This window comes from Parapedobacter indicus (assembly GCF_900113765.1).
GTDB classification, from domain to species: domain Bacteria; phylum Bacteroidota; class Bacteroidia; order Sphingobacteriales; family Sphingobacteriaceae; genus Parapedobacter; species Parapedobacter indicus.
Genome location: NZ_FOQO01000009.1, coordinates 13,916 through 34,379 on the forward strand (window position 1 = coordinate 13,916; position 20,464 = coordinate 34,379).

8 protein-coding genes are annotated in these 20,464 nt (G+C 50.9%); 1 reads left to right on the plus strand and 7 read right to left on the minus strand.

Features of this window, described 5'->3' with window-relative positions; genetic code table 11:
* Positions 1-10 precede the first annotated feature (10 nt).
* Positions 11-508, minus strand: coding sequence for a hypothetical protein (locus tag BMZ56_RS17625; protein WP_245893283.1), 498 nt, complete (start codon positions 506-508; stop codon positions 11-13).
* A 159-nt stretch (positions 509-667) separates the two neighbouring features.
* On the opposite strand from BMZ56_RS17625, the gene BMZ56_RS17630 reads away from it, so the two are divergent.
* Positions 668-4,369: a hybrid sensor histidine kinase/response regulator transcription factor gene (locus tag BMZ56_RS17630; RefSeq protein ID WP_090628926.1), complete on the plus strand. Its 3,702-nt coding sequence runs from the start codon at positions 668-670 to the stop codon at positions 4,367-4,369.
* 51 nt (positions 4,370-4,420) lie between these two features.
* Here the strand turns inward: BMZ56_RS17630 and BMZ56_RS17635 are convergent, their stop codons facing one another.
* The 6 genes from BMZ56_RS17635 to BMZ56_RS17665 all read right to left on the minus strand — a co-directional run bounded on the left by BMZ56_RS17635 (position 4,421) and on the right by BMZ56_RS17665 (position 20,392).
* Positions 4,421-6,421, minus strand: a complete 2,001-nt coding sequence (locus BMZ56_RS17635) for a RagB/SusD family nutrient uptake outer membrane protein (RefSeq protein ID WP_090628927.1) — start codon at positions 6,419-6,421, stop codon at positions 4,421-4,423.
* A 31-nt stretch (positions 6,422-6,452) separates the two neighbouring features.
* Entirely contained in the window at positions 6,453-9,563 is a 3,111-nt protein-coding gene (locus tag BMZ56_RS17640) for a SusC/RagA family TonB-linked outer membrane protein (protein WP_218146608.1), read from the minus strand.
* Between the two features lie 152 nt (positions 9,564-9,715).
* A complete protein-coding gene (locus tag BMZ56_RS17645; RefSeq protein WP_090628928.1) occupies positions 9,716-10,852 on the minus strand; it encodes a glycoside hydrolase family 88/105 protein in 1,137 nt (378 codons plus the stop codon).
* Positions 10,853-11,103: 251 nt separating this feature from the next.
* The gene (locus BMZ56_RS17650) at positions 11,104-13,131 is read right to left on the minus strand and encodes a M3 family metallopeptidase (protein ID WP_090628930.1); all 2,028 of its coding nucleotides are present in this window, start codon (positions 13,129-13,131) and stop codon (positions 11,104-11,106) included.
* A 231-nt stretch (positions 13,132-13,362) separates the two neighbouring features.
* Positions 13,363-14,250, minus strand: a complete 888-nt coding sequence (locus BMZ56_RS17660) for a PorP/SprF family type IX secretion system membrane protein (protein ID WP_090628933.1) — start codon at positions 14,248-14,250, stop codon at positions 13,363-13,365.
* 31 nt (positions 14,251-14,281) lie between these two features.
* Positions 14,282-20,392, minus strand: coding sequence for a choice-of-anchor Q domain-containing protein (locus BMZ56_RS17665; RefSeq protein ID WP_090628934.1), 6,111 nt, complete (start codon positions 20,390-20,392; stop codon positions 14,282-14,284).
* Positions 20,393-20,464 lie beyond the last annotated feature (72 nt).

Genomic DNA, 20,464 nt, shown 5'->3' on the forward strand with positions numbered 1-20,464 from the left:
CATATACCGACTATTGCCGATCGCGGGCGTCGTTGATGACCCGCATCACTTCGTCGACCATAGTTTTGGCCACGTCGCGCATCTTTTCATTTCCATTGAAGTCGACATCCAATGTAACTTCCTTGCTCTTTTCTTTGTAGTTATACTGCAGGTAGAACCTAGGGACGTCGTTTCCGGCTGTGGTGTCCCCGGATGTCATGTCGTCAGGCAAATTCCAAAATCCCAATTGCGCGGCTTTTCCGTGTAGGTATTGCAAATCATCCCTGCGAAGCCGTATCGTATCGGTTACCAACGAATCCCGGGTATTAAGATACTTATAGACTCCGGTTGCCGAATCAAATTGATTAATCAGTTCATCTCCTTCACCATACTTCAGTACAATCGATTCGAAATCGGTAAAACGGAACGGTGCGTTTTTGAACATCTGGCTGTAATAGAAAAAACAATACAGCAGGAAGGGGACTACAATACAGACAGCAAGAAATATCTTTTTGGCACGCTCACTCATGATGTTAATTTAAATGCGGCAAAGGTAGGGAAAAAAAGGGAAGGACGATAACTCCCAAATGAAGGCTCAGGTTGTAAGTTGAATTTTGAATCGTTACCTTTACAGTTATTGTTACTCGGAAGATCGATTAACGGACCAATTTGACCAAAAAGATGATTCATGCTTAAGTATATTTTGACGCTGCTGGCGATCGGTTTCGCGGTAGTGTGCCAAGGACAATTCACCAACCTGAAATTTGACCATATCACGTCAGAAAACGGACTGCCCCAAAGCACCATACACGGCATCGCCAAAGACAAATATGGGTTTATGTGGTTCGGCACCTGGTCCGGCCTTTGCCGCTACGACGGTTATCGTTTCCGGATTTATCATTACGAACAGGGCAATCCACGAAGCATCAGTAACAACCGTATTCATAACATTATCAAAGATGAATCCGATGATATCTGGGTGTTGCCTTTTGATGAGACGATAGCCTGCAGGTACAATTATGCGTCCGATGATTTTGATCGTGTTCCCATCGACTCACTCTCTCCCGAATTTCAGAAACGGATATCCCGAAGGGATCATTACCTAACGGTCTCATTTTCGTATGATCAGGTCAAGTGGAGCCTCGACCACAATTCAAACGGCATGGTGGAGACCTGCCTCCGTACCGGACAGCAACAGCAGTACACATCCAGTGCAATAAGCCGCTGGGCGCTTAATGATGCCTATGTGAGCGATATTTACCTGGATGACCAACGCATTTTATGGGTGGGCACCTACAGTCATGGCATCAACAAAGCGAACCTTGAAGCGAATCCGTTCAACTATTTTTATCACGATCCGACCGATCCCAACTCGATTGTCGACAATAACGTACGTGCAATCTGTCAGGATAAAAACGGAAACCTGTGGATCGGTACCCGTGATCGGGGCATCACCGTCATTGACAGTACGGGCAAGGCACACCACATCACGCATCAACCATCCGATAGCAATTCCATTAAGAGCGACCAAATTAAAAAACTGTTCTGTGATTCGAGGGGTTACGTCTGGATCGGCACAAAAAAAGGGCTAGACCGGTACAATCCGGAAACAGGCCGCATCCGCCGTTTCGATACATTGGGCTTGCATTACAGTCCCGTCTACGGCATGATGGAAGATACCGAATCGAATATTTGGTTTGCGACATGGAACGGCATCTATAAGTACGTTGTGGCGACCGATCGCATGATTCATTTCGATCCTGCCGAAACGCTGGGTCAGCCCCATGCCTGGTGTATCCTACAAGATAGTGAGGGACGCATATGGGTAGGTACTGAAGGAAACGGCATCGTTGTTTTCCGGGAAGATCAGTCAGGTAGTTTAACCATTGTCAATCGATTTAATCATCAGCATACATCACCGAATACCATCAGCGATAACCGGGTTTACTGTATCCATGAAGATCTCAACCATGATTTTTGGATCGGTACAGGCAACGGACTGGACAGATACGACCCAACAAATGCTACCTTTGAACGGTTTCATACATCCCCCCCGGGGTTGGCACAGGGTACGATCGCTGGAATCCTGGAAGATAATCATGGATATATTTGGGTTAGTCATAAACGTGGCATCTCGCAGATCAACCGGAAAACACGGTGGATACGGAACTATACACAGCAGGACGGCCTGCAGAGCAACGAGTTTTCCGATGGTGCGAGCTATAAAAGTCCTTACACATCCACGCTGTTCTTCGGCGGCAATAACGGATATAATGCATTTAACCCCGACAGCATAAAAACCAACAGTATTGCGCCACAGGTCGTATTGACCCAACTCCAAGTATTAAATAAGCCGGTTGAAATCAACCAAGAAGTCAACGGAAGGAAATTGCTCAACAAACCGTTGTATCTGACCGACTCCATTCAACTGTCACATCGCGACAAAAGTGTCGCCATCGAATTCGCAGCGCTGCATTTTGCAAATCCCATCGGCAACAAGTATGCCTACATGCTGGAAGGGTTTGATCAAGACTGGATCGCTGCGGATGCAATGCATCGGGTTGCAACCTACTCCAACTTGTCTCCCGGCACGTATGTATTTAAAGTAAAGGCAGCCAATAGCGACGGCATCTGGAATCCGGTACCGCGTGAACTGCATATTTCCGTTGCCCCGGCATTCTGGGCCAGTACGTGGGCGTATTGGATGTACGGAGCGATATTCATGGCGCTACTTTATGCATTTTACCATTACATCATACGCTATGAACGGCTGAATAGCCAATTAAAATACGAGACCCTGGTACATGAAAAAGAACGTGAACTCAACGAACGGAAGTTTCAATTTTTCACGAATATTTCCCATGAAATCAAAACGCCGCTTACGCTGATTCTGGCACCCATCCAACGGCTCATGCAGGTTAGCGAAGGCCATACAGCGATCCAACAGCAGCTACGCACGATGCGTGATAGTGGCGACCGGCTGCAAAAGTTAATCCATCAATTGCTGGACATCCGGAGGTTGGAGACAGGTAACGAGCAGCTGGTACTCGAACATACCGACATGGTCAGCCTCGTCAAGGTTGCCGTGGATTCTTTCCGTTCCATGGCGCAGTTGCGGCGAATCAGGTTAGAAACGATCTTGGAAGAGGCGCATTTTATGAACAGCATTGATCCGGATAAAATCGAGAAGGTGCTATACAACCTATTGTCCAATGCATTCAAATTTACGGATGACGGGGGGCAGATTACCGTTTCCCTGAAACAATCCCTAGCAGGCGGCCGAACGTTTGCCGTGATATGCGTGGAGGACAATGGAGTCGGCATTGCCGCCGCGGATATCGTACGTATTTTCCAACCGTTTCAACAGAGCGGTTCCGGAAAAGCTGGCGGCACAGGGCTGGGACTGGCGTATTGCAAACTATTGGTTGAGCTGCACGGCGGCACTATACATGCCGAAAGCAAGAAGGATGGACAAAATCAAACTTCTTTTTTGGTCAAAATCCCCGTCTGCGCAACCGTGCATGCTACCGCAAATCCGACCGGATCAACAACCATGCTGAACACCTCAGTATGTCCATTTCAGCAAGCTTCAATCTCTTCACCTAATTACCGCGCACTGAATGCTACGGTACTACTGGTAGAAGACAACGTCGAGATGCGGCGATACTTAACAGATTACTTTGCTGCCGAATACCGGGTTATTGAAGCCGCTAATGGTCAAGAAGGACTGGAAGCCGCTATCCAGGACATTCCCGACCTAATCATTAGTGACGTCATGATGCCGGACGTAGATGGCATATCCTTGTGCAAACAGCTGAAAGCCGATATCCGTACCAGCCATATTCCGGTCATTCTGCTGACCGCCAGATCTCCCATCGAATATGAAATAGAAGGGATCGAAACAGGAGCCGATGACTACATTGTCAAACCGTTTAATCTAACGGTATTGTCGCTGAAAGTCAAAAATGTACTGGTCAACCGTGCTCGCTGGAAGGAAAAATTTGCCGAACGGATCCTGATACCGTCGGCTGAATTTAATCCGGTATCCCCGGACGAAAAGCTGCTGCAACGTATCATGCGCATCGTGGAAGATCGAATATCCGATTCCACGCTGTCCGTAGATGACATCGGCGATCAGGTAGGATTAAGCCGGGCTCAGCTGTATCGGAAAATGAAAGCACTTACCGGTTCCAGTATGGCTGATACGATCCGCGACATCCGCCTGAACCACGCACAACGATTGCTCCGCGAAAAAAAATTCAATGTATCGGAGACCGCGTATATGCTTGGATTCACAGATTCGGACTATTTCCGAAAGTGTTTTAAAAGCAAGTTCGGCTGCTCACCCTCAGAATACTGTAAGTCGGTTGCAGCGGAAGTTAGTGGCTGAATAGTAAAGAAGGAGTGCCGGTCACCTTGACAACGGCACTATCCCCCTGTATTACCATCCCTGGTTTTGCATGGCAGCTTTCTCTTCCGGCGTAAGCGGCCTGCCGTCCCGGTGGATTGCATCCAGGTAACTTTGCGGTATCGGGCGCAGGTAATGCTTGTTTTCCAGGGGCCGGGCTTCATCGTTAAATAGCATCGCACGCTTCACCAGCGTTTTCGTACGCGCCAGATCTTCCCATCGCATAAGCTCACCCATGAGCTCGCGGGACCGTTCGTTCAAGATGAAATGAAGGAACTTATCCGCTTCCGACGCCGCACCCAATTCGTCGTAGAAATCCCCCGTTGAATTGAAAATATCGGCAACACCGGTTAAGCGCAGTTGGTCGAGTGTCGACACGTCCGTTTCGGGGATGTTATTGGACTCGAAATACGTATTTCTATCGGAATAGGCAACGAACGCGGCTGTATTGGCGGCTGTGTTATTTTTGTATGCAACCCCGCCATCCGAGTGGAAGGAGCGATCTTCACCGGCTTTGTACGCTGCACGCTCACGGAGCCTGTTGATGTATGGCAGCGCCTGGTCATAGCGGCCAAGCCTGCCCAACGCCTCGGCAGCGATGAGATAGGTTTCGGCTACACGTGCCAATATGCCATCCCGCTGTCCGAATTGAGACGCCACACTGATGCGCGAGCCGTCGGCAAATTTGGATAGGGCCACAAAGCGGCTTGCCTCATAGTTACCATGGCCGCCGTGTAAGTTTTCTGCTTCGCCGGCAAAATAGCGGACAAACATATGCGGAGCCCGCCTGTCAATGTTGGTAGGTAGATCCGGATCCGCTTTCAGGGGGTCGGGACTGGTATAGCGGGTGTCTCCGGCATCGTTTACGATGTAGCGGATCGATTCCTCGCCCCCGCTGAATTTCGGTTGTCCAACCAAATCGGGACTCGGCGCAAATCCCGCTGACCATCCCGGCGCATTATCTGGTCTGTTGCATAGATAGTGGGTCTTGAAACTTTTCCAGAACCGGGAGTCGTTTACGCGGTCGAATACATCCAATGCATAATCGGTTGATCGCATACGCTGGAATTCCCTTCCGCCGGGTATATCACGTTGCATACCGGTTAGGTTTTGATACACCGACGGGTAGTATAAATGAATCTGGTTGCCGTACCGTCCCTGTGTAGCTACATTATCCGAAAATTGGGCTGCGAGGATCACTTCGGATAGGTTTTCGTTTGGTCCGTCTACCTCGGTGAAATTCCACAAATCCCGGAAGTCTTCCGCCAGGTTATGATATCCGCTGTTGATGACCAGGTCTGCATAGTTTACAGCCTGCTCCAAATCGGATTCGCGCGTCGCACTATTCCAACTGCTATACAGTTCACTGGCCCGGAATAAGTATACTTTAGCCAGGAAATGGGCAGCAGCCCACTTAGTGATCCGGCCGGGTTGCGCCGGGGTGGGAGGGAGCAGGTCGTACGCCATGGAGAAATCGGAGATAATCTGCTCATAAACCTCCTGTTCGGTATTGCGAGTGAACTCCAATTCGATCAACGTGGAAGGCGTTAATTTCAAGGGTACACCGCCGTATTGCTTCACCAGCTTGAAATAGTCGAATGCACGCATGAAGTGCCCTTCACCGATACGGACATCCTTTTCAGGGGCATCGCCGTAGTACAGCGGAATATTTGTGATGACAATGTTGGCTGTGTTTATATTCCCATACATATTGTTCCAGATCGTGGCCACATCACCGGTCATCGAATTCAGCCCCGCATCGTACGAATTCCAAACCTGCTGGCCGCGGTCGCCGCCCACGCTGAATTCATCGACCCCATAATTGGTCGTGGTATATGCCCATTCGTAATTGAAGTGAAACTTCAGGCTTTGATACATCCCTGTTACCAGCCCGTCCAATCCTTCTTTGGTCTCAAAATCCTGGGTGCTTCTGGCCGTAATCAGGTCTTCGTGCAAAAAATTTTTGCAGGAAGGGGTCATTGCGGCGCACCCCAGAAGTGCCATATATGTGATGATACGCGTTATCTTTTTCATGATTTTGTCGTTTAAAGTTTTCGTCGGGTGTTTAGAAGCCTACATTGAGACCGAATACAATACCTCTGTTAAATGTAGAGCCGCCCAAATCCGGGTCTATCCAGTCGACGTTTGCATATAAAAGTCCCGGATTCATTGCCTGAGCGTATATTTTGAGGGTGTTGAGCCGGAGCCTGTTGCTGATTGTTGCAGGTAAGGTGTAACCCAATGAAACGTTCCTTAGCTTGATAAACGATCCGTCTTGATAGTTCATGGATGTCCGATAGGGATCTCCCCCTGCATTGCCATAGTTCGGCGCCGGATATTCGTTGGTCGGATTATCGGGCCTCCAGTAATCGAGACGCCGTTGCGCAAAGCGGCCCTGCAGGTACTCACCTCCGCCCAGCGTAGTAAAGCCGAAACGGCCAAATATGAAAAATGTCAGGTCCCAGTTCTTATAGCTTAATGAGTTGTTAAATCCCGCCGTCCATCGTGGGGCCGAATGCCCAACGATCTGCCGATCGTGGTTGGCATCGATGCGGTAGTCACCGTCCAGGTCGGCAACCCGTACATCTCCCGGTCGGAAGGCATGGCCATTTGTATTGAATTTTTCGATTTCGGCGAGATCTTCTGCCGTATTCTGCCAGATCCCTTCCTTCACAAAATCATAATACACGGATAGCCGATCGTCGATGAACCACAAGTTGTTGACGTCATCCAGCTTTCCGTTGGAAAGTTCGACAATCCGATCCCGGCTTGCCGTGAAATTCAGGTTCGAAGTCCACCGGAAATCCCGCTTTTCGATGTTGACGGTGTTTAATGTCAGATCCACGCCTTTATTAGCCGTTGCGCCAACATTGGCCCAGGTGCTTGTATAGCCGGTTAGCGAAGGGATGGACATCTGTAACAGCAGATCGGAGGTTCGCGACAAATAGAAATCCAACGCCCCATTGATCCGGCTGCGGAAGAAGCCGAAATCCAGTCCAAAGTTCCATTGTGTGGTACGTTCCCAGCCCAGGTCGAGGTTGGCCATGGGTGCCGGATTGGCTAAGGAAGCATCCGAAGATACATAACCGGGTTCAACCAGACTTCCCCATGTGTAGTACAAGGTCTGCACACCCCCTTTCGTAAAGTAGGGGTCTATGGCTGCATTGCCCGTGCTGCCAAATCCGATGCGCCATTTGAATTGGTTTATCCAATCCACCGATTCCATAAATGATTCCTGGTCCATGCGCCAGGCGACAGCCGCTGAAGGGAATAAGTCCCATTTATTGCCTTCGGCAAGCTGGGATGCTCCGTCCCAGCGTATGGAGGCGGTCAGCAGATACCGGTCGTTGAAACCATAGTTGGCCCTGGCCATGTACGACAACAATTGCGATTCGGTGAGGTGGCTGCCAAACCCGTCCAGTTCACTGACCGAATTCAGCTGGTACCACCGCTGGCTGTTCCAAGGCAGATCCGTGGCGGTCATGGTAGAGGTTTCCGTACGGTTTGCCGTAGCACTCTGCAACAATGTGATGCCTACGTTGTGCTTATCGGCAAAGACCCGGTCAAAATATAGCAGGTTATCGAGTGTCCAGGAAAACCGCATTGTGTTGTTCAGCTGCGCATAATTGGTCGATCCGGGCTCGCCAGCACCGCGCTCTGCCGCATGTTCGTCCATCCAGCGGCCATTCCGCCACTGGTAAAAGTCAGGACCGAAATTCATGCGGTATTTCAACCCTTCCAACAGGTTTACTTCGGCATACACGTTGCCAAGCGTACGCAGTATCCGCCGTTCATTGATGGTGTACTTGTCATCGCCAATAGGGTTTCTGATGTTCACATCGCCACCCGGCAGGTTGATTCTGTTCCCGTTGTCGTCGAAGGGCACCGCGTAGGGCAGCATGCCCTGTGCAGCGAAGTACAGATTGGCTGCCCCCGTTGATCCACTTCCCTGATAGCCGTAGTTCTGGTCGCCATGTGTAGCTGCCAGGCTACCGCCGAATTTAAACCAGCTCACGGGAGTTAAGTCGACCGTGAATTTCCCCGTATAACGTTGGTAGTCTTGACCGAGTACGGTGCCGCCCTGATTGAGGTAACCAAACGAACCGTATGCCTGCATCTTATCCGTCCCACCGCTCGCATTGAGCGAGTGATCGTGGGTAACTCCGGTTTTTAAGACCATATCCGTCCAATTAGTGGTCGGCACCAAGCTGCCATCCCAGGTCCCGTTTTGCCATCCCTTGGCTACATTTGCCCATCCGTAGCTATCGCTACCGAAGATTCGCTCATCTTGTTGCTGGGTTGGAATCTCCGGGTACCGGTTGGCGTTTGTTTCGGGGAGCCTGCGATACGCGTCGCGCCTGAACTCGATGTATTCCGCGGCATTCATCATTTCCATGCGATCTTGCATGTTTTCGATGGTGGTCACGGCCAGGTAATTCAGCGAAAGCCGACCTTCCTTGCCGCGCTTTGTCGTTACCATGATCACACCATTCGCGCCTCGCGAACCATAAATGGCAGTTGCCGATGCGTCTTTCAACACATCTATTGATTCAATGTCCGAAGGATTGAGTGCTTCAATGCCACCTGCAGCCAATGGAATTCCGTCAACTACGTAAAGCGGGGAATTGCTGGCACTCAATGAGCGGGCACCGCGGATGAGTATACTTCCCATTTCGCCGGGCCGTTCATTCGAGGTGATGTCTACTCCTGAAACCATCCCCTGCATTGCCTGCAAGGCATTGGCTACGGGCATTCTTCGTACCTGTTCGGCACCAATACTGGCAACGGCGCCCGTTAAATCCGACTTTTTAACGGTATTATACCCAACGACAACCACCTCTTCGAGTTCGCTGCTGGTTTCGGAAAGCGTTACATTCAAAGTCGAGCCCGACGTAACCAGCTCGCGATCGGTATAGCCGATCAGCCGGAATATCAGCGTTGTGCCCGGGGGCACCGCCATCTGATAATCGCCCTGACTGTCCGTTTGCGTCGTAGCCTGTTCGCCTTTTATGGATACCGAAACACCGGGGAGTGGTTCACCCGTACCTTCGCTGGTCACCTTGCCGGAAACGGTAATCGGTTGCGCATATCCCGCAACGACCGTAAACAAGATCGCGATTAATACAATGAGCGTGTTTCGCCAATCCAGGTAAAATGTAATTTTTACATTCATCATAATAGGATTTAAATAGTTTGAAAATTGGATAGGGCTTACGGTAAGCCAACAAAAAATATAATACAAAACTAGGGTGAAGCGGATGTGGAAATCAGTAAAATTGGTGCAAATTACCGGCGAAATTGGTTCATTGGTAATTCACAACGGCTTTGTCAACGTTTCAGCTGATAAACTTCCACACCGGCAAGCAGAAAGCATCCCAATCCATAATCCTCAAAATCCGGCATGCTCGTATGCGTTACAGGTTGCCCATCTTTTGGCTCTTTACCCGTGCCTTGCACGTATCCCAAAAAGCCATTTTTGTGCAATGCCTCTGTGGTAAGCGCATGCCACGCTTTGTTGATTACAGGCAGGTAGACGGCGGCGTCAACAAGGCCCCGGTTTATTGCCCAAGCCATACCATATACAAAGAGTGCCGTGCCCGTCGTTTCCTTCCCACCGAAATGCTCCGGATCGTGCAGACTAACGTTCCAGAAACCGTCGGCCCGTTGTAGGGGCGCTAGAGCGGCCAGCATATTTAGCAAATCCTGCTTATACTCATTATAGTGCGGATCCGTATCGGGTAGTTCGTTCAGCACACGCACCAGGGCTGACACAACCCAGCCGTTCCCCCTGGACCAATAGCAATCCTCGCCATTCGGTTCAGTGTATGGGTGTACAAAATCCTTATCTCGCCACCACAGGTTGTCTTCCGCGTTATACAGCCCGTGGCCGCCCTCCTGGTACTTCGTATGATGATACATTGCATACATTTTTTCGAAGTAACGGCTGTCGCTATAGGTTACGCCCAATTTGACCATCACGGGCATAGCCATCTGCAAGGCATCAATCCACGTCCAGTCATTTGCGCGATCCGTTTCGAGCATGGCATCGATGTTTGCTTTGATGCCGGCAATCTGTATGGGCTGTTTGCTTATGCGATACAGGTCGATGTAGGTCTGGCCGCAGCATTGGTTGTCTGCGTTGCGGGTAAAACGCTCCCGGGCGGGCAGCCACTGATGTTTCTCGCCCCACTGATGTGCGTAGTCAATGTACCGTTGGCTTCGGTCAATTTCATAGAGTGCCATCAATCCTTCGTAATACACGGCCCGTGTCCAGATATTTGCCGGGCGCTCGCGGTTTGTGACAATGGTTTTTCCGGCATCGGGCCACTTCTCCATAAAATAGTGATTGGCCAGCCGGAGCTGCTGTAGCATCTGTTGCTTTTCCGGTAGTTGCTGGGCTTTTCCACTGAAGCAAATGGCCATTAATAGGCTTACTGCGAAGGTTAGTTTTTTGAAGACGATCATAATTATAAGACGATGGTGCAAGATGTTGCAAAAATACCGAAGCGGATCCGACAACGACCCAGTGAAAATGGATCGATTTCCCGGTAAAAATGTTTCAAATCTGCTTCTTTATCCTGCTTTAGCCGTCGTCGCACGATCGGAGGTATCACCCGCTTTTTAAACGCGGTTGCCCTGTCAGAGGAGTTTATCTTTTAGCTGTCTAGGGTTAAGATTAATCGTTAGACAACGGATGTATCCAGTTTGACAAGAGACTACCCAACCAGCCCTGCCCGTTTCAGCAAGGCTTCCGGCTCGGGCTTCCGGCCGCGGAATTGGATGTACAGCTCCATCGGATCCACGGTGCCACCACTGCTGAGAAGGCGTTTGAATTTAGCTGCGGTCTCCGCATTGAAGATGCCGGTTTCTTTGAAATACGAAAATGCATCAGCATCCAGCACTTCGGCCCATTTGTAGGAGTAATACCCTGCGGAGTACCCCCCGGCAAAGATATGGGAGAACGAGGCGCTTTGTGCGGTACCGGGTACATCGGGATAGAGCTGCGTATCGCGGGTCATATTCTTTTCAAAATGTTCAACCGAGGTTTCGTCATCAAATTTACCGGTATGATATGCGATATCCAGCAGCCCGAAGCCCAGCTGGCGAAGGGTTTGGTAACCTTCCATGAAGTTAGCTGCAGCAACAATTTTATCTATTTCGGTTTCGGGAAGAGATTCATCTGTTTGGTAATGCCGGGCAAAGGAACGCAGGAATTCGCTTTCATAACAATAGTTTTCCATAAACTGGGAGGGGAGCTCCACAAAGTCCCAATACACGTTGGTACCGGAAAGGCTTTCGAAAGTTGTATCTGCCAGCATGCCATGCAAGGCATGTCCAAACTCGTGAAAAAGGGTGGTCACTTCATTGAAGGTGAGCAAAGAGGGAGTATCACCCACGGGCCGGGCGAAATTGCAAACGATGGAAATGTGCGGGCGTACCTGTTCGCCGTCTTCTTCCTTCCACTGTCCACGGTAGGTCGTCATCCATGCACCTGCCCGTTTGCCTTCCCGGGGGTGCCAGTCGGTATATAGCAACGCCTTGTGACGACCGTTTTCCAATACGTCGTATACATCGACCTCAGGGTGGTATTTAGGGATATCCGCGCGGAGTTTGAAGACTAAGCCGTAAAGACGATTGGCGGCATCGAAGGCCGCATTCAATACGCGCTGCAAAGGAAAATAAGGCTTGAGCTTTTCATCGGACAAATTGAACTTGGCTTCTCTCAATTTTTCCGCGTAATAAGCATGGTCATAAGGCATCATCTTGTCAATGCCATCTTCATGCGCCAATGTTTTCAGCTGATCAATTTCCTGCTGTGCATGGGGTTTAGCTTTTACCAGCAGATCGTTCAGGAAATCAAGTACGATGGCGGGAGAGGAGGCCATGCGCTCCTGCAACACGAAGTCGGCGTGGGTGCCGAAACCCAATAATTTGGCCCGTTCGCTGCGCAGCGAGACGATATCACGCACGATGCCCTCGTTGTTGTATTCGTTGGATTTTAGTGCGCGAGTAGATGAAGCGAGGTACAACTCCCGGCGCAGGTCGCGGTTGGCTGCATATTTCATAAACGGCACGAAACTCGGGAAATGCAGCGTAAACACCCACCCATCCAGTTGACGCTTGTCCGCTTCGGCCTTGGCGGCAGCTAAAATAGAGTCTGGCAAGCCGGTCAACTGTTCGCTATCGGTTATATGCAGGCGGTATGCATTGGTCTCCTGCAACACGTTCTGCGAGAACTTCATGGTAAGGGTGGCCAGTTGTTTGTCAATCTCACGCAGCTTTTCCTTATTCTCGGCAGATAGAAGCGCTCCGTTGCGTGCAAACCCTTTGTAGGTCTTGTCCAAAAGGCGGATTTCTTCGTCGGTCAGCGTCGACTCATCGGCTTCATCATGCACCTGTTTCACCCGTTGGAAAAGCTCTTCATTCAGCATAATGTCGTTGCCATATTCGGCTAATATCGGTGAAAGTTCCTGGGCTAGTTGTTGGATTTCATCGTTGGTTTCGGCCGAGTCGAGGTTGAAGAACGTCGCAGAGGCTATGTTAAGTTTTTTCCCGGCGTGTTCCATGGCAGCGATGGTATTGGCGAAATCTGCCGGAGCCGGATTGGTGACGATGGTGTCAATTTCTGCTTTGGCTTCGGTGATCAATTGCAAAATAGCCGGCTTGAAATGCGCGGCCGTAATGCGATCAAAGGGTACGCTATCGAAGGGAGTGCCAAAAGGCCTCAATAATGGATTGTTCATGGGTCAAAAAATATGCTTGCCAAACATAGGTAAACTCACCTGCAAAAGCAAACATCCGGGGAGGAGCTTTTCCCGGCTAACGGTGTTTATCTACCGGCTTTCGAGGATGGGCGGGAATATTATTCGGCATTACAATCACCGTGCGAAGTCATTGTTACGGAAGACCGCGACGATTTTTACTTTGCTGCTGTTCCCGAGGTTAATTGCGCTGATTTTTTACAAACGTATGTTTTAAAGCATTGAACGTTGCTTACCGAACCGGTAGGTAAGCCCGAGTTCATGTGAACTGTTATTCATGCTGCGATTGAGGGGCTCATTCTTCGGGTTGAATTGGTACGTGTAGCCGAGTCCGAATCCGCCGAAGTTAAATTGCGCCATTCCTGCCAATTCACCATAGCTCCGTATGTTCATACCCATACCGAAAGCGCGTTTGATGAAGAACATTGCGGAAGCATCAACCTGCGGACGGAGGCTTTCGGAGTAGGTAACCAGCAGCGATGGCCGGAAATGGAAATCCATACCGAGGGCGAAAAGCGCACCGGCATGGAGGTGGTAAATGTTCCGGAAATTATAACGTGCGTCGCCGGTAACGCCAAGATTACCCAACATCAGCCGGGGGAGCGACAGCCCCACGTAGTAGCGTTCCGGACGGTAGAGGAGTAGTCCGAAACCGACAAGTGCATCTGTCTCGCGGACGTCTTCGCGCACAGTGGGATCAAGGGGATCGAGGCTCGAATAGTTGCCGTTCATGTAGCTTACTCCTGCGTTTAAGGAAAGAGCAAGGTATTCAGATGCTGAGATCCGCACGCTTTTGGCAAAAAATGCAGCGGCTTCCGTGAGTTTTTCGATCGCCAGGCTTTCCTGACGGATGTTGATACCTGCTGTCGCGCCGGCGGCCTGCAAGCCGAAGTGCATACTACCCCAGAAGACCGTAGGTGCACCGTCCAAACCCACCCATTGACGTCGGCCGATCACAGCGATGGCACCCGCTTGTTGTAATAACGACGCCGCGGGGTTGATGGCTGTCTGGATTTGCCCGTGTTGGGTATACGTGAGTGGCTGTTGGGCGTGAGTTGTGATAACCGTAATCAGCAATGTAATTATCAGTAGCTGTTTCATCGTTGTCTGTTTTATCGGCAAGCTGTCCTAATTAATAGCGAAGTACAAACCATCCTTTTTCATATTTCCAAATTCCGTTTACCCGTATCTCAGCCACGTAGAAATACGTGCCGGCGGGCAGGGGCAGCTGAGCGGTGCTGATGCCGCGGAACGCTACGGACCCATTGTTGTAGCCTTTGGCTTCATATAGGATGGTTCCATTGCGGTTGAAAACGGTTACCTTATTTTCAGGATAGTCTTTGATGCCTTCAATGACCAGGTATTCATTGATACCGTCACTATTGGGTGATACCACTTTGCTTACCCGCATCGGAAGCTCCGCGTCGGGATCAATTACACGTACCGTGGCAATTACGGTGTCCGCAGCTTCGTGATTTTCGTCGCCCAACTGTGTAGCGGTAATCTGTACGGTGCCGAGGCGATGGATGTTCAACGTTGTTCCCGTCAATGTGGCCACTTGGGGATCGTCGAGAGTAAGCGTAACCGGTAATCCACTCGAGGCCACTGCGTGCACGGCTACCGTTTCCGTGCTACGATCCACCGTAAGCGGTGTATTCAGCGTAATTTGCTGTGGAGCTTTATGTATAATGAGGGTTTGGTGTACCACAGGCGTATTCGCGTAGTTTTTGTTTTGTGGAACGGTTGCGCTGATCGTTGCTATCCCTGCGCCGATAAGTCGAATACGGCCGTCTATCATAGTGGCAACTGTCGGTTGATCACTGGCATAACTGATGGGTTCCCCACTGCTGGCTATCGCACCCGGAAGGAAATTGTCGTCGCCAAACATTTTCTCCGGCAATGCCGGGAAGTTGATCGTGCGGGTAGCCGGACGGACCGTTACCGGGGTGCTTATGATGATATCCCCGTAGTTATCCTGACGGATGGTTACGGTAACGGTGTACTCACCCACATCGGTCACTTCGTTGCCGGAGCGTATATTTCCATCGCTATCCGTAACGGTGTAGGATACCTCACTTCCTACCGAGATAGGGCCTGCGATAATTTCATGTGGCTCACCGTCGTAGCCGATGGGATCGCTAGCGGGGAAAGTAACCGGCGTACCATCCCATATTGCCTCTTGGATACGGAGGATCACTTCTGTGGATACCGCCTGATAGTTGTCGGTCTCAGGTGCCGAAACCGTAATGGTGTATTCACCCGTTTCGATGTACCCTTGCTGCGGGCTATAAGCCAATGTGGTTTCGTCATGATTCAAGGTCGCTTCAGTATGTTTGATTGTACCGTCATAGTAGCGGGTTTGTACCTCGGTTGCTGTGATGAGGGCTTCGGCCTTATGTACGGAGAGGATCACCTCTGCCGTGACCGTATGGTAGTTTATATCATCACGAGGGATAAAGGTTGCTTTCAGGGTATGTTCACCTGCATCGAGCACCGTTTTCGCAACCGGGGTGTACACAAACGTACCGGCAACATCAGCCTGAGCGTTCAACCGGTCGCCGCCAAGTTCTGCGCCGTAGGTGATAGCCTCCGGATTGCTCCAGGTGATGACAGGCGTGGATTTGATAATGACTACCGGGGTGGTTGCGACGATATCTTCGTAGTTATCCTGCCGGATGGTTACGGTAACGGTGTACTCACCCGCATCGGTCACTTCGTTGCCGGGGTGTTTATTTCCATCGCTATCCGTAACGGTGTAGGATACCTCGCTTCCTGCTGGAATGGGCCCTGCGGTAATTTCGTGCGGCTCACCGTCGTACCCGATGGGATCGCTATCGGGGAAAGTGACCGGTGTGCCTGTCCAATCTGCCTTGGTGATTACCACGGCTACCTGCCCGCTAGCTGCCTCATAATTGGCTGTTTCAGCCGCTGTGATGGTGATAAGATACCTGCCCACATCGGTGTATCCCGCCTGCGGATCAAAACCCAGGGCCGTTTCCGTATGGTTCAGGCTGGCCGCTGTCGTTTTAACCGTACCGTTGTAGGTGTAAGTCTGCACCGCATCCGCTGTGATCACCGCTTGGGCTTTATTCACCGTCAGCATCACTTCTGCGGTTGCGGTGGTATAGTTAGCATCATCATCCGGGGCAAAGGTGACCTCCAGTGTATGGTTGCCTGCTGGTAATGCCGCATCCCATGCCGGGTCATATGTAAATGTACCGGCAACGTCGGCCGTCGCGTTCAACTGGTCACTATCCAGTAGCGTTTCATAAGTAATGGGCACTGGAGTTGCCCACGAGATCACCGGCACCCCCTTTTCGACCATCACATCTACAGTAGCACGTAAAGCCAGTGGGTTGCCATATCCTTCGTCCGCATCGTCCGCTATCGTTATTTCAAATGAATACGTGCCTGCTGCATGGCCATCAAAATTCGCTCCCGCAGGAGCTACCAGTGTCCACTGCGTCGGGTCCTTCGGCAGTGCAATCTCTACGGTCGTTCCGTCGTCGAGCGTTGCCTCGACGCTGAATAGGTCAGGCATCGGAATATTAGCGAGTTCAGTACCATACGGTACCGTAATAACTGCAAGGGCACCCAATGCCACAATGTCGGCATACGGACTTTCAAATGCACCGATATCGATGGTGCTGGCGATCAATCGTGGACTACCTACTAAATCGACATCCGCAGCCAAATCTCCTGGATAAGCATCATTATTACCCGTATTGATGGCTGGGCTGCCAATCTGCAGTGTAAAATTCCCATTATCCGGATCTGCGAAAAGTGGGTCAATCGCACCGTCGAGGTTGCCGTTACTGCCGCCATCCAGTCCCTGAACCAGGCTATGGCTCACGGTGAGCGCTGGAGAACCGCTGATGCCGCCGCTGTTTCCATAGATGATGCTGTTGGCGATGTCAACGGTACCTTCGTAATTACTTATCACGCCGCCATTACCATCTTCGGTATTTGCCGTGATCGTGACATTGTTCAGGGTGGCTGACGACCTAAAGTTATAGATGCCGCTGCCTTCGTGGTTAACTACGGTGTTGCCATTGATCAGGACATTGGTCAGCAGCGGGTGGGAATTATCCAAATTCGCCATTCCACCGCCGTGACTCAGGGATGCTGTGTTTCCACGGATAATCGAATTCGTTAATACTGGACTCCCATTTAAATTAAACCAGCCCGCCCCATTTCCCGAACCCGTTACCCCAATGGTATTGTTGGCAATCAGTAGGTTATTGGCCCGTGGACTGCCTCCGGCATTGTACCAACCACCACCGTTTACCTTAAAAACGGGCTGTCCATACACAGCAATATCGCCACCTGAATTGCCATAACCGCCTGTTACGGTAAAACCATCCATCAGAAAATGTTCATCAATCTGGTTGCCTACCGTGATGACCACATGGTAGGTATTATCGGTCTCCATAGCAGGGTCGCCGATATTTCCACTGAGAATGGTACCGTCCGTCGCGTCCGTACCTTCATCCGTGGGCAGTATGCGTGCATCCTCCAGCTTCAGGATTCCAGCTGTGGGGTCGAACCCACCGTATAGCCGGGTGTTTGGCGCCATAACAAAAGCGTTATCCCGTTGGCCGTCAGACAAAAATTGCCCGTCCCCCGCATGGTACAGCGGCAGATAGGTGCCCTTCGCCACGTAGATTTTCAAAGGATTGCTTTGGTTCCAGATTGTCGAACTCGGATCAAATTGCGCGATGACGCGTGCCCACAATAGCGCATCAGCCAGCTCAGGAACAGCCTGTTCCCAGCTGCTTCCATCACCTTGGTAACTGGGCACGGTTTGATTCGCATGTTTATCGATATACACGATGTGATTGACATCGGGTGTTATTGCTTTCCAATACGGCGTTTCGAATGCGCCCATATCGATGGTATTTCGTCTTAAACGAGGTAACCCAGACACGTCACTGCAATCTTCCAGCGGACCGACCAAGTCGATATAAGCCTGGTTACTCCCCGCATTGATCGTACGGCTCGTCGGGTAGGCAAACACCTCAAAACTTGCCGATGAGGGTTCCAGCAATGGGAAATTTTCATGGGTAATGTTGCCGTTGTCGGTATTCATCCGACCTTCCACCAAGCTGTATTGGATATCTGTGTCGTCGGTAATTCCGAAAACCCCATTCCCGTATATAATAGAATTCCGGATTACCGGATTGCCCGCCTCCAGGTAAAAATCCTCACTGTCTTCGGTAAAGGCCAAAATCGAAACATTGACCAGTACGGGGGCACTGGTCGACGATGCATTGTAAAATCCGGCACCTTTTTCCGCACTGCCATAATTAATCACCACATCGTGAAACAATGGAGAACCTGCGTTATACACATTTCCTCCCAACGAGGTCGCGGCATTCTCTGCGATGTAGAGGTGGGTAAACGTTGCGTCTCCATAATTCAATATCCCTCCTCCGATGGGAGCTTCACCTCCCTTAACCAAGAATCCATCCAGCTTTGCCTCGCGGGAAAGTGTAAGCCCTTCGGGGTTGTGTACGACCGACGCGCCCCGGCCTTGCAGGGTCGATAGATAGTCGCCGATCACACGTTGGCTTACCGATGTCTCGTTGCCTTTGAACCCCCCGTAAATTGCTACGTGGTCTACCATTTCAAAGGAGGTACCCACAGGCGGCATGTATATGCCAGCCGCCACCCAGATTTGCAGTGGATTTGTTTCCGTCCAATTGGTCGCATTCGCTTTCGCCCATGTCAATGCATCGGCCAATTCGGGCACAGCATGTTGCCAGCTGCTACCATCCCCTTTATAGCCCGGCACGGTCTGGTCCACGTCTTTGGAAACATAGGCAATGTTTCCCGCTCCTGGCGCAATGGCCAACTTAAATTCATACGCCCCCATATCGATGGTGCTTTTTGTCAACCGGGGGTTACCCGTCAAATCATCATCAGCAGCCAAATCACCCGAGTATAGGGCATTGTTTCCGGCATCGATAGCCGGGCTACCGGGTTGCAGGCGGTAGTCTCCATGCGTAAACGGAGCTTCGATAGCCTCTGGGGCACCAATAAACCGCGGATCCACCCCCACAATATTGGTGGCATCACCTGCCTCCTCTTGTAGGATGCTGTGACTTACAGCTGGAAGTAGAAACGGGTTAAAAATCGTGCTGTTATTTCCCCAAATAACGCTGTTTCGAATGATGGTAGGCGGAGGAATAAAAAGCCCGGTGCAATACATAGCACTGCCCTGAATGGCGGTATTGCCGCTGACGGTAACGTTGGTCAATATCGATGAAGCATCGTCGTTATACATACCACCGCCGTATCTATTCGCTTTGTTCCCACTGATGAGCACATTGGCCAGCGCAAGCGAAGCGTCCGCATTTCGTAGACCGCCACCATCATTCGCTATATTCCCGCTGAAGGCCACATTGGTGAATGCGGATGAACCACCTTCAATGCTTGCTCCGCCGCCCAGGAAAGCGCTATTGTCACTGATTGTCACGTTTCTTAGGATGACATCGGAACTATTTCCCGCATGCAGGCCGCCACCACTTAACCCGGCCTCGTTGCCGCGTATGACAGAATGCGTTATGGTTACTCGGGCATGTAGGTTATTGTACCATCCTCCGCCATTTCCAGATCCGTAAACTACGTTTCCCGTCACCAGCAGGTGGCTGACTGTCGGAGAGGCTGCGACATTATGCCACCCGGCACCTTCCGACTGGTGAGAGGTTTGACCGTTTACGGTAATTGTTGTTGGGCCATTCCCATATCCACCTGTTATGGTGAAGCCGTCCATGAAGAAATCGCTGGTTACGGACGCCCCTGCGGTAATCACTACGTGGTATGCATTGTCGGTATGCGTGTCCGGATCGCCGAGGTTTCCATTGAGCACACTGGGGTGTGCTTCCCAGTCGCGGTCGGCCATACCGGGGTTGCCCATGGCGGGGAAGCCCCCGTATATCGTCAGGTCTTTGGTAAACGTGAAGGCGTTGTTTCGATCGTTAAGTACCACAACGCCCAAGTTATTCGCCGGCCGCGTAGGGAGGTAAGTGCCCTCGGCCACCCAGATCTCATCGCCCACGGCAGATGCGTTGATCACAGCCTGCAGGTCGCCCGCAGCGGTAGTCCACGATAGGCCGTCGCCGATGCCATTTTCGCGTACGTAACGGATGGTCTGCGCCTCAGAGTGGATGCAAAAAGAACAAAGGACAAGCAAAAGGGCTGCGAATTGCCCAAAGGCTTTCTTGGTAGATCGTACTATCATGGGTAGTGTAGTATTGTTTTTATCCGACAGCTAATATCGGTAGATGACTTAGCCGCGACCAAAAAATGGGCG

What these genes read in the sequence shown, in the direction of transcription:
- BMZ56_RS17625 (WP_245893283.1), bottom strand. Translation starts at nt 508, where the DNA reads ATGAGTGAGCGTGCCAAAAAGATATTTCTTGCTGTCTGTATTGTAGTC.
- BMZ56_RS17630 (WP_090628926.1), top strand. Translation starts at nt 668, where the DNA reads ATGCTTAAGTATATTTTGACGCTGCTGGCGATCGGTTTCGCGGTAGTG.
- BMZ56_RS17640 (WP_218146608.1), bottom strand. Translation starts at nt 9,563, where the DNA reads ATGATGAATGTAAAAATTACATTTTACCTGGATTGGCGAAACACGCTC.
- BMZ56_RS17635 (WP_090628927.1), bottom strand. Translation starts at nt 6,421, where the DNA reads ATGAAAAAGATAACGCGTATCATCACATATATGGCACTTCTGGGGTGC.
- BMZ56_RS17660 (WP_090628933.1), bottom strand. Translation starts at nt 14,250, where the DNA reads ATGAAACAGCTACTGATAATTACATTGCTGATTACGGTTATCACAACT.
- BMZ56_RS17645 (WP_090628928.1), bottom strand. Translation starts at nt 10,852, where the DNA reads ATGATCGTCTTCAAAAAACTAACCTTCGCAGTAAGCCTATTAATGGCC.
- BMZ56_RS17650 (WP_090628930.1), bottom strand. Translation starts at nt 13,131, where the DNA reads ATGAACAATCCATTATTGAGGCCTTTTGGCACTCCCTTCGATAGCGTA.
- BMZ56_RS17665 (WP_090628934.1), bottom strand. Translation starts at nt 20,392, where the DNA reads ATGATAGTACGATCTACCAAGAAAGCCTTTGGGCAATTCGCAGCCCTT.